Origin of the sequence: Methylothermaceae bacteria B42 (assembly GCA_001566965.1) — a bacterium.
Lineage (GTDB): Bacteria > Pseudomonadota > Gammaproteobacteria > Methylococcales > Methylothermaceae > Methylohalobius.
On the sequence record LSNW01000025.1, the window covers coordinates 1 to 11,505 of the forward strand.

General features: G+C 61.6%; 8 protein-coding genes and 1 pseudogene. 5 read left to right on the top strand and 4 right to left on the bottom strand.

The features are described 5' to 3' along the window. The 3 genes and pseudogenes from AXA67_08650 to AXA67_08660 form a co-directional block, all read right to left on the bottom strand. A partial coding sequence (locus AXA67_08650; GenBank protein ID KXJ40679.1) for a hypothetical protein occupies window positions 1-1,143 on the bottom strand: 1,143 nt, incomplete at its 3' end. Then, complete coding sequence (locus tag AXA67_08655; GenBank protein KXJ40680.1) at window positions 1,140-2,519, bottom strand: hypothetical protein; 1,380 nt, start codon at window positions 2,517-2,519, stop codon at window positions 1,140-1,142. The genes AXA67_08650 and AXA67_08655, both read right to left, overlap by 4 nt. A 755-nt stretch (window positions 2,520-3,274) precedes the next feature. Then, a pseudogene (locus AXA67_08660) lies at window positions 3,275-4,180 on the bottom strand (hypothetical protein). 109 nt (window positions 4,181-4,289) lie between these two features. Between AXA67_08660 and AXA67_08665 the strand changes: the two are divergent. Both AXA67_08665 and AXA67_08670 read left to right on the top strand, forming a co-directional pair. Beyond that, a complete protein-coding gene (locus AXA67_08665) occupies window positions 4,290-4,661 on the top strand; it encodes a hypothetical protein (GenBank protein KXJ40681.1) in 372 nt (123 codons plus the stop codon). After that, window positions 4,658-5,704 (top strand): peptidase M42, encoded by a 1,047-nt coding sequence (locus AXA67_08670; GenBank protein ID KXJ40682.1) that lies wholly within the window; start codon window positions 4,658-4,660, stop codon window positions 5,702-5,704. Before AXA67_08665 ends, AXA67_08670 begins: the two co-directional genes overlap by 4 nt. Here the strand turns inward: AXA67_08670 and AXA67_08675 are convergent. Continuing rightward, window positions 5,682-6,221 (bottom strand): hypothetical protein, encoded by a 540-nt coding sequence (locus AXA67_08675; protein ID KXJ40683.1) that lies wholly within the window; start codon window positions 6,219-6,221, stop codon window positions 5,682-5,684. The two genes, AXA67_08670 and AXA67_08675, sit on opposite strands and share 23 nt — an antisense overlap. A 37-nt stretch (window positions 6,222-6,258) precedes the next feature. Here AXA67_08675 and AXA67_08680 point away from each other — a divergent pair, with 37 nt between their 5' ends. From AXA67_08680 to AXA67_08690, 3 genes are all read left to right on the top strand, one after another. Next, window positions 6,259-7,527 (top strand): hypothetical protein, encoded by a 1,269-nt coding sequence (locus AXA67_08680; protein KXJ40684.1) that lies wholly within the window; start codon window positions 6,259-6,261, stop codon window positions 7,525-7,527. Window positions 7,528-7,820: 293 nt separating this feature from the next. Continuing rightward, window positions 7,821-9,185, top strand: a complete 1,365-nt coding sequence (locus AXA67_08685; GenBank protein ID KXJ40685.1) for a hypothetical protein — start codon at window positions 7,821-7,823, stop codon at window positions 9,183-9,185. Beyond that, window positions 9,179-11,505: cation transporter (locus AXA67_08690; GenBank protein ID KXJ40686.1), on the top strand; the 2,327-nt coding region annotated here is incomplete at its 3' end. The genes AXA67_08685 and AXA67_08690, both read left to right, overlap by 7 nt.

Below are 11,505 nucleotides of genomic sequence, written 5' to 3' on the forward strand. Positions count from 1 at the left end.
TTCGCCCTTGCCCAACTCGGCCTTGAGCAGGAAGGCGCCGCGGCGCACATAGACCTCACCGGGCCGGAGGCCGGCCACGATCTCCACCCGCCGCAGGCCGCGGCGGCCGACCTGCACCGGCCGGGGTTCAAAGCGGTCGTCCTCCTGGACGAACACCACGGTGCGTCCCTCCCATTCGGTCAACGCCTCGGCGGGAACGACGATCCGCCCTTTCTGTGCGGCGATCCCCACCTCGGCGCTGACGAACATCCCCGGACGCCAGCGCCGGTCGGGATTGTCGAGCACCACCCGGGCCTGGGCGGTGCGGGTCCGCTCCTCCAGCACCGGGCTGACGTAGTCGATGACCCCTTCCGCCGCCGGAATCCCGCCGGCCTCGACCCGCACCGCCTGGCCGGGCCGGATCCGGGCCAGATCCTTCTGATAGACCGTCAGCAGCACCCAGACCCGGCTGAGATCGGCAAGGACGAAGGCGCTGCGGTCGCTGCGCAGGAATTCCCCCAGGGTGGCGTGCTTCTCGATCACCCGCCCGCCTGACGGGGCCCGTAGCCGGTAACGGGACAGGTCCACTGCCTTGTGATCACGCAACAGCGCCTCGATTTCCGCGGCGGTCATTCCCAGCGCCAGCAGCCGGTGCCGGGCGGCGTCCAGTTCGACGGCGGCGGCGATCTGTTCCTGCTGGGTCTTGAGGAATTCCCGTTTCGAGGTGATGCCCTTGCGGTACAACTGGCGTTCGCGGGTCAGATTGGCGTTGGCCAGGTCCAGACGGCTCTTGGCGATCAACAGCGCGGCCCGCGCCTCGGCCAGCTCGCGGCTGCTGAGCACCGCCAGGATGTCGCCGGCCTCTGCCCGGTCCCCCACTTCCTTGAACACCTGGCGGACAATCCCGGCCACCTGGGGCACCACGTGATAGAGCCGGTCCGGCGCGAACGTCACCTCCCCGGTCAGGTGCAGCGTCTCCAGAATTTCGCCGGGCGCGGCCCGGGCCAGTTCGATGCCGAATTCCTTCACGACCTCCGGTGTCAGATGCACGGCCTCCTCGTGCTCGTGCTCATGTTCGTGGCCGGCTTCATGGGGTTCTTCGGCCGGCGCCGGCAGGGCCAGCAGCAGCCCCGCCAGCCATAGAATCGATAACGCGGTTCTCATGATGACTCCTGTGCGGTTGATGTTGAGGGATCGACCGGCACTGCGCCGATCAGGCGTTCCAGGGCGGCCCACCAAAGCTGCCAGCTGCGCCAGGCTTCCACCTGCTGGCGGCGGGCGGCGAACAGGGTCCGCTGGGCGTCGATCAGATCGAGCACCCCGACCTTGCCGAGCCGATAGGCTTCGCGCACCGCGTCGAAAGCGGCCTCGGCGCTGGGGAGGATTTCGGTTTTCAACAAGGTGGCGGTGATCTGCGCCTGGCGCAATCGTTGATAGGCGGCCACCAGTTGACGGCGCGCCTCCACCAGCCGGGCGTGGCGCCGCTGCTCCGCCTGGCTCAGACCGGCCTGGGCTTCCTGCACCCGGGTGCGCTGGTCGTTGAAGATGAACAGCGGCACCTGAAAGACGGCCACCGCCGCCACGTCGCCGTTTTCCGCATACTGGCGAATGCCGGCCCGCACCGTCAGGTCGGGGATGGTCGCGGCCTGCGCCACCGCCAGCAGGCGTTGGCGGCGGACCATTTCCGTGGCCCACCGGGCCACATCGGGATTGTCCTGCAAACGCTGCAACAGACGGGGCAGCGGCGGCAGGGGCGCAAGCCGGTCCAGCTGCCCGGTCACCCGCTCGAAATCCGCGGTCAGCCCGCCCCAGATGGCCGCCAGGCGCTGTCTCGCCGTGACCAGCTGTTGCCGGGCCCGGGCCGCCTGGAGCCGGGCCCGGGCCAGTTCCACCCGGGATTTGAACCGCTCCAGCCGGGAAACCTCGCCGGCCCGCACCCGGGCATCGACGATCCCGTGCAGCCGCTCGGCCAGTTGCAGCATCTTTTGCGCCAGCTGCAGATGGACCTGGGCGGCGAGCACGTCGACGAAAGCCTGCTGGGTGGTCATGGCCACCTGGACGCGGCGGGATTCATAGTCCCAGAGGGCCAGATCGCGTTCGCTGGCGGCCAGGCGGCGGCGCTTGAGCCGTTTGCCGCCCAGTTCAATCAGCTGGCTCAGCATCAGGGTGGTTTCGGCGACGTTGTAGCCACGGTGCTCACCGCTGCCGCCGAAATCCTCCAGGGCGATCCGCAGCCGGGGATTCGGCAACAGACCGGCGCGCACCGCCCTGGCTTCGCGGGCACGGATTTCCCAGGCGTCGGCGTTGAGATCGGGGTTGTGGCGCAGGCTTAGATCCAGGGCATGGGCTAAGGACAACACTTCCGGGAGTTTAGGTATAGGTGTCAGGCTTATCCTGGGAGGTGCTTCCGGAAGCGGAGAGCCGCTGGCAGTAGCGGGAGCGACTGACAGAATCAATCCTATGGCCATGGTGAATTGGGGCAAAAGCTTCAGCAGGGGAAAAGTTTTTCCGACTGCTCCCCCCAATGTTGGGGTATACATTCATATTCTCCTCGTTTATTGGCGATTACGCGTATGCCTGTGCCCACGGGGGCAGGCAACAGGTTTGTAAGCTAGCGCCTTAAACGATGGGAGGACGAAGCAAGTGAGAAGGTGGCGTTGCAGAAAGGATAAATGAATAAGGGGGAAGTAAGGTTGTGCCCCTTTCCATGGCAATGGGCAAGAAATGTTCGGGCAGCGCTAAAGCTCCGATATGCCCGCCATGATCGTAGCTACAGAAATGACACGTGTGGTCGTCTTCGGTTTGTTGAAGAATGCCTGAATCAGTGCTTGGCGTTAAATCTGCCTGGGCGGAAAAAACTGGATGAGGGAGAGGTTTATCTGCTGCAATCACAACGTGAATGTCCGTGACCATCCACGTGGACATCCATAACGTCACAATAACGAGAAGGGCAGATAAAAATCGATTCATACCACCATCATAGCATTTTTCCTGGATTTTCCAATCATTGATCAAGTTTGCGTTTTCCCACTATGCCAGCCAATAGAAGACAAAAAAGCGCCATTCCATAGCCGGCCCATTCTCCCCAATGCCATTGGGTCGGATTTTTCAAGCTATTGATCCAAAGCTCGAAATTTCCATCCACGGAATATAAGCGAAACCCCAAGGTAGTGAACACTAAAAGCAACGCCAAGACGAAAAGCAGCGCACGCCAAGGCAAAGGTTGGCCTGGCGGGACTTGGGGGTAATTGCCCGGAGAATGGCCGCAGATTTCATCGTGATTGTGATTGACCGCCACGCATACTAATCCTTCTTGCGGGGTTTCCAGTTCGAATTCGAGGGTGGAATGATGTACATGATAGCGCTCGGTTAGCAGGGATTTGATGCGTTGTTTGATTGCCTCGAAGTTACCGGCATCGTTTGGATCGATTACCACATGGGCTTCCATGGAGCGGCGGTGTTCATCGATTTCCCAAACATGGACATGATGCAGGCTTTTAACGCCTTCCACACTTTCAATGGTGTGGACCAACTCGGCCAGATCGATATCCAGAGGTGTGCTTTGCATCAAAATGCGAATGGTATGCCGTATTTCACTCCAGCCGTGATGGAGGACATAAGCCGCGATCACGACGGTGCAAATGGGATCGGCAATGGTCCAGCCATAAAGTAAAACCAGCGTGCCGGCGATAATGACCGCCACCGATCCCAGGGCGTCGGCGACATTATGCAGAAAGGCGGCGCGGATATTGAGACTGTGTTTGGAGGCGGCGTAGGTTAACAGCGCCGTCGCCACATCCACCACCAGTGCAAAAGCGCCCACGTAGATCACCATCCAGCCTTCAATGGGTTGGGGATTAAAGTAACGCACCACCGCTTCGTAGATTAAATACAACCCAATCAGAATCAAGGAAGTGAGATTAATCAAGGCGCCAATCAACTCCGCCCGTTGGTAACCGAAGGTGCGCAGTTCGTCCGCCGGGCGCTTGGCAATACGGCGGGCGACCAAGGCGACGCCCAGGGAACCGGCATCGGATAAATTGTGTAACGCGTCCGCTATTAGTGCCAGACTGCCGGAAAGGATGCCGCCGGCAATCTGCACCACGGTGAGCAAGAAGTTGACAAACAATGCCCAAACCAGGCGGGTTTCACCCAAATCGGCGGCATGGGCATGATGATGGTGATGATGATTGTGTGTCATGGTATTCATAATAACTGGTTTTTTACCCCTTGCCTGGGAAGAAGACATTTTGGATTGGCTGTAGTATGTTGGCAATGTTTATGACGCTAGAGAACCAGAGGAAGTTGTCATGATAAGCGCTGAACTGGCTTGGGATTTTGCCAAAGACTGGGTGGATGCCTGGAATGCTCATGATCTCGAGTGGATTTTGTCTCATTATGCCGATGATATCCAGGTAACCTCGCCTATTGCCCGGCAATTGACCGGCACCGCCGAAATACATGGCAAAAAAGCCTTGCGGGAGTATTTTTCAGTGGGATTGGCCCATTATCCCGATCTTTCTTTCCGGTTGTTGAATGTATTTTCAGGGCAAGACAGCATTGTGCTCCACTACGTTAATCAAAACTCAGTTCAAGCGGCTGAGTGGATGCGTTTGAATGAGGAAGGCAAAGTGGTGGAAATGATCGCCCACTACGAGGCTTCTTTAGAGTCAAAAGAATGAATAATATACGCGACGCCTTGCTCCGTGATATCCAGGCCATGGTCCTCTGTCACGCCCCCAGCGGTAATGAAATTGAAATCGACCGTTGGCTGCAGAACCGTTGGCAGGCCTTGGGTCTCCATCCGGAACAAGACGCCGCCGGGAATTTGATAGCAAAAATAGAAGCAGCCGATCCCGCCGTCCCGACCGTCGCCATCTCTGCCCACAAGGATGAAATCGGCATGATTGTCAAACGGGTTGATGATGACGGCCGGATTCATATACGCAAGTTGGGGGGCTCATTCCCCTGGGTGTATGGGGAAGGGGTCGTAGATTTATTGGGGGAGCGGGAAACCGTCTCCGGAATTCTAAGCTTTGGCTCGCGTCACGTCTCTCACGAATCGCCCCAGCATTGTTTCCAGAATGAGCAACCGTTGAAATGGGAAAATGTCTGGGTGGAAACCAAACTGTCTTCCGGGGCGCTTAGCCAGGCGGGCGTCCGCCCTGGCACCCGGGTGGTGATTGGCCGTCACCGCAAACGGCCATTTCTGCTTGGACAGGATCATATCGCCAGCTATGCTTTGGATAACCGGGCTTCCCTCGCCATTTTGACGCTGCTGGCCGAACATCTGAAACAACCCCGTTTTAATGTACTGCTAGTCGCCACCGCCAACGAAGAAGTCGGCGCCATCGGCGCTCAATCTTTCACTTTCCGCCAACGACCTGACGTGCTCATCGCCCTGGAAATCTGCCCTAAATCCCCCGAATACCCCATTGACCGGGAAGATGCTCCGGTTCTGCTCTCCCAAGATGGTTATGGCGTATACGACGATTCCCTCAACGCGGAACTTGCCAAAGCCGCCACTAAAGTGAGGATCGAAGTGCAATATGCCGTGCTGGCGGGCTTTGGTAGCGACGGTTCCATCGCCATGAAAAACGGCCACGTCCCCCGCGCTGCTTGCCTGGCTTTTCCTACGGACAATACCCACGGGTTCGAGATAGCCCATTTGGGGGCCTTGGAAGGCTGTATGTTGACGCTTCTCAGCTATTTGGAACGCAAATAATCAGGGTCTTAGATAGCAATCGGGTAGGGTAGTGACAGGGGTATTTATTCCTGTTAGCCTGACCTTTATGGTCTGTTCGTCGGTATTTCGTGAAACTATTGTTTACCTGCTCCTCGTGGTGAGCTTGGTAGCTCCGGCGCGCACTGTATTCGCCTGCCAGTTCATGGAAGGGCGTAAGCAGTATCATTGCTGCTGTCATGAGCATGGTAAATGTCGCCACGGCGGAGGCTGTCCGCATCAGCGTCGGGACAAGCCTGGATGTTGCGATGTGGCTCAAGAACTGAGTGGTCCTGGCATGATATCGGCAGCGGATAGCCAGGAGCTTCCGGTATTTTGGATGGCTTATCCGCTGATGTCGCCGCCGGCGCCCTGCTTTCATTGGCAAGCCTTGTCTATTCTCACGCCCCGGTTCCCCACTGGCCCCCCGCCACTCCCAGCCGGTAAGTCTGTATATCTCCTTACCCTCAGGCTCAGAATCTAGCCAACCTCCTTCCCTGTGAAATATGTCACCTTTCAAGGTGATTTCTCCGTCTTATATCAGGAGGAGGTTAAACATGCCCCGAATTTCTCTATTCTGTTTGTTATGGACGATGGTCTCTATTACCATTGCCCAGCCCTTGCCCGAGCACCTGCAGGTAAGCACCCTGGTGGCCGAGGTGCTGAACCGCAATCCCGACCTGCCCGCCATGCGCGCGGCTTGGCAGGCGGCCAAGGCCAAAGTCGACCAGGAACGCTCGTTCGACGATCCGGTACTGTCCTATGGCTTCGCCCCTCGCACCATCGACAGGAAAGGTCTGGATTTCGGCCAGACCGCCGCGCTGTCCCTGCGCCTGCCCTGGCCGGGCAAACTGGCCTTGGCTGGCCAAGCGGCGGAGCTGGAAGCCGATGCCGCCGGCAACGATGTAGAGTCGGTCCGCCTGCATCTCATCGAGGCGACCCGCAGCGCTTTCGCCGACTGGTATTTCATCCACCGAGCACTGGAGATCAACCGGGATGACCGGAAACTGCTGAAGCAGATCCGACGTCTCGCCGAGCTTCGTTATGCCAGCGGCAGCGCCTCCCGTCAGGACGCTCTCCAGGTCAAGGTCGAGACCGCCCTGCTCGATCACCGCCAGATCGTGCTGGAACGCAGGCGTCACAAGATTCTGGCTCGTCTCAACACTCTGCTGCTGCGCACGCCCGATGAACCCCTGCCGCCTCCGGACACGCTGCCCAAAACCCCCGCTGTACCCCCCCTGGATCACTTGCGAGACTTGGCCCTGGGACGTCATCCGGCCCTCCGCGCCCTAGCGGTGCGCCGCCAAGCCAACCAGCGCCGGGAAGCGTTGGCAAAACGGCAGTTCTTTCCCGACCTGACCCTGCGTACCGCTTACAACAGCCTTTGGAATGACGAACAGAAACGCCTCAGCGTAGGAGCGTCGATCAATCTGCCCCTGCCGGGGCGCCGCCGCGCCCGCCTGGATCAGGTCCGGGCCCAAGGCCTGAGGCTGGCCTCCCAGTGGCAGTCGCAACGGGCCCGGATTCTCGAGGTGCTGCAAAGACGCTACGAGGAGGTCGTGGAGAGCGAACACGTAATCCGCCTGTACCGCAAACGCCTGCTGCCCCTGGCCGAAGACAACCTGGCGACGGCGAGGGCCGATTATGCCAGCGGGGCCGGGGATTTCGTCGATCTTCTCGGGGCTGAGAAGCATCTGAGCGGAGTCCGGTTGCAACTGGCCCGCTCCCTTTCCGAGCATTTCCGCCGAATGGCGGCACTGGAAAGACTGACCGGCGGACCCAAGGACCCAGCGGTGGAAATTTTCGCCGGGGAGGAACGACCATGATGACGCACAAGAAGTCCAGTTGTACCTCGGTACTTGGTAGAACCACACAGATTGTAGGCTGGGGTGAGCGTAGCGAACCCCAACAACAGCATGAGCTTTTTCGGTGGTTTCAAGATGGGGGTTCACATTGTTCACCGCAACCTATGGGTTTCATCCGGATGTCTTCCACGATAACGCCCATCATGTGGCTGCCATCACTCCGAAAAATGAAAGAGAACGGTAGGGTGCGTTTCACGCACCATTCATTGGTGCATGTAATGCACCCTACGGTTACTTTCACGGCGAGGCTGTTCATGTTGCTCGTGTTGACATTCCTGGCGAGTGCCGACGAGGGCTTTGTTTCCGCAGGTCCCTACCGCGTCCAGGTGACGGTCACGCCAGAAACCCCCAGGGTCGGTCCCAACCAGGTGACGGTCCTTTTGCAGGATAGCCAGGGGAAACCCGTCACCGGAGCTAGGCTCAAGGTGGAGGCGGTGATGCCGGCGATGGGGGCGATGCCAGCCATGTTCGCACCGGCCAAAATGGTAGAAACTGCACCGGGACGCTACCAGGGAGAATTCCGTCCCTCGATGGCAGGGGAATGGCCGCTAACGGTGGAGATCGCAGGTTCTGCCGGCAAGGCCCGGCTGACCTTCGACCTGGCCACCGGGCGCCGGGGCATCCGCTGCAGCAGTTGCGGTGGTGGGGGAGCGGAGACCTCGACAGTGACGATCCGGGTGGATCCGGCCCGGCGTCAGCTCATCGGCATCCGCACCGCTGTTGTCGAACGGCGGCCCCTGATCGTTGAGATCCGGGCGCCGGGCCATGTCCGCTACGACCCTTCCCATATTATTGAGGTGGCGCCCAAGTTCGGCGGCTGGGTGGAAACCCTTAAGTCCGATGCCATCGGTCGCCGGGTCCGCCGGGGCGAGACCCTGCTGACGGTCTACAGCCCACAGTTGATCTCGGCCCAGGAGGAATATCTGGCGGCCCGCCAGAGCGGCGGCAGACTGCTCAAGGCGGCGCGGGACAGACTCAGGCGCTGGAACCTGCCCACAAACTGGATCCGCGCCCTGGAAAAACGCGGCCGGTTGCAGGAGACGGTCCCCGTCATTGCCCCTTCAGACGCCATCCTGATCTCTTCCCCGCCTTCACCAGGCAGCGCCTTCAAGGCGGGCCAGACCCTGCTGCGGCTGGCCGACCCCAGCCGGCTGTGGGTGGAAGCCGAGGTCTACCCACCCGACTTCGGGCTGCTCCGGCCCGGCATGGCGGCCCGGGTGGTCCTTCCCGACCCACCGGTCCGGGAATGGCAGACCCAGGTGGATTTCATCTATCCCTTCCTGGACGATGCCACCCGCAGCGGCCGGGTGCGCCTGACCCTCGAAAATCCCGGGCGCCGCCTGTTGCCCGGCAGCTATGTGGAGGTGCGGTTGCGAGCCGACCTGGGCCGCCGACGGGTGGTACCGGCCTCGGCGGTGCTCTACAGCGGCACCGGGCGCTGGGTGTTCGTCGATCTGGGGGATGGCAGGCTGCAGCCGCGCCGCATCCGGGCCGGCCACAGGAACCGGGACTGGATCGAGGTGGTGGCCGGGCTGAAAAGCGGCGAGCGGGTGGTCAGTTCGGGAACCTTCCTGATCGCCGCCGAGAGCAAACTGAAAGCGGGGGTGGCATCATGGTGATCGAACGGCTGATCGGCTGGTGCGCCCGCAACCGCCTGTTGACCTTCCTCCTGGCCGGCCTGGCCTTTCTGTGGGGCTGGCAGTCGCTGCGCACGGTGCCGCTGGACGCGGTGCCGGATCTGTCCGACGTCCAGGTAATCATCTACACCGAATGGCCGGGACGCAGCCCCGACCTGGTGGAAGACCAGATCAGCTATCCCCTGAGCGCCGCGCTGCTGGCGGCGCCCCGCGTCAAATCGGTGCGCGCCCAGAGTTACATGGGGCTGTCCTTCATCTATGTGATCTTCGAGGAGGGCACCGACCTGTACTGGGCCCGGTCACGGGTGCTGGAATATCTCAATACCGCCCAGGGCCGCCTCCCCGATGGCGTGCGCCCCGCTCTGGGGCCGGACGCCACCGGGGTCGGGTGGGTGTACGAATATGCCCTGGTGGACGAATCCGGCCGCCACGATCTGGCCCAGCTGCGCAGCCTCCAGGACTTCAAGCTCCGTTACTGGCTGGAGGCGGTGCCTGGGGTGGCGGAAGTGGCGTCGGTGGGCGGTTTCGTCAAGGAATACCAGATCCACCTGGATCCTGCCAGGCTGGTGGAATACGGCTGCCAGGGGCAGCGGAACGAACAGGGAGATGCCGGGGTCTTTTCCGGCCACCCATTGGTCGGTGCGACGTGCCGGCGGGGTATTCCCCTGCAGCGGATTGTCCAGGTGGTGCGCCGCGCCAACGCCGATGTGGGCGGGCGGGTGCTGGAGATCGCCGGGCACGAGCAGGTCATCCGGGGACGTGGCTATGTGCATGGCATTGAAGACCTGGAGAAGATCGTGGTGGCCATGGGTCCGGAGGGAGTGCCGGTTCGCCTGGGGGATGTCGCCGAGATCACCCTGGGGCCGGCCCAGCGCCGCGGCCTGGTGGAACTGGACGGCGAAGGCGAGACCGTGGGCGGCATCGTGGTGATGCGCTACGGAGAAGACGCCCTGAAGGTGATCGGACGGGTCAAGGCGCGGCTGGCGGAGGCCAAGAAGGCCCTGGCGGAGGGGGTGGAGATCGTCACCGTCTACGACCGCAGCGACCTGATCGAACGCGCCATCGCCACCCTGCGCACCACCCTGGTGGAGGAAATGCTGGTAGTGGCCGGGGTGATTGTGGTGTTCCTGGGCCGCCTGCGTTCGGCCGGGGTGGTCGTCCTCACCCTGCCGGTGGCGGTGCTGCTGGCCTTCATTCCCATGAACCAGCAGCAGCTCAGCGCCAATATCATGTCCCTGGGCGGCATCGCGGTGGCCATCGGGGCGATGGTGGACGCAGCCATCGTCATCGTCGAGAACGTCCACCGGCGCCTGGGTGAACAGCCGGGTGACCGTCTGGCCGTGATGATCGGGGCGATGCAGGAGGTGGGGCCGAGCATTTTCTTCTCCCTGCTCATCATCACCGTGTCTTTCCTGCCGGTATTCACCCTGGAAGGCACTGAAGGACGGCTGTTCAAGCCCCTGGCCTACACCAAGACCTACGCCATGGGGTTTGCCGCGCTACTGGCGATCACCCTGACCCCGGCGCTGGCGGCAGGACTCATCCAGGGTCCGGTGGCGGCGGAGCGGGGCCGGCTGGCGCACCTGCTGGAGTCCCTCTACACGGCGGTGCTGCGCTGGGCCCTGAAGTGGCGGGTCTGGGTGCTGGCCATGTCACTACTGGTGCTGAGTGCAACCGTGCCCCTGTGGTTCCAGCTGGGTTCGGAGTTCATGCCGCCCCTCAACGAGGGCAGCATCCTCTACATGCCCACCGCCCCGCCGGGAATGTCGGTCACCGAGGCCGGCCGTATCGTCCACGCCATGGACAAGGAACTCAAATCCTTTCCCGAAGTGGCGCGGGTGTTCGGCAAGATGGGCCGTTCCACCAGTCCCACCGATCCCGCGCCCCTGTCCATGGCCGAGATCGTGGTCACCCTCAAGCCCCGGAACCAGTGGCGCCAAGGCATGACCTGGGACAAATTGATCGCCCAGATGGACCGCCAGCTGCGGTATCCCGGCATGCCCAACGTCTGGTGGATGCCGATCCAGACCCGCACCGAGATGCTCGCCACCGGCATCCGCTCCAGTCTCGGCATCAAGGTGTTCGGCGACGATCTGGCCACCGTGGAGGCGGCGGGGATCCAAATCGAAAAGGCGCTGCAAAGCGACCCCCACACCGCCCCCCACACCCGCAGCGTGTTCGCCGAGCGCCTCGGCGGTGGCTACTTTCTCGACTTCGACATCGACCGCGAGCGGATTGCCCGTTACGGCCTCAGCGTCGGCGACGTGGAAGACGTGATCCAGACCGCCATCGGTGGCCTGAC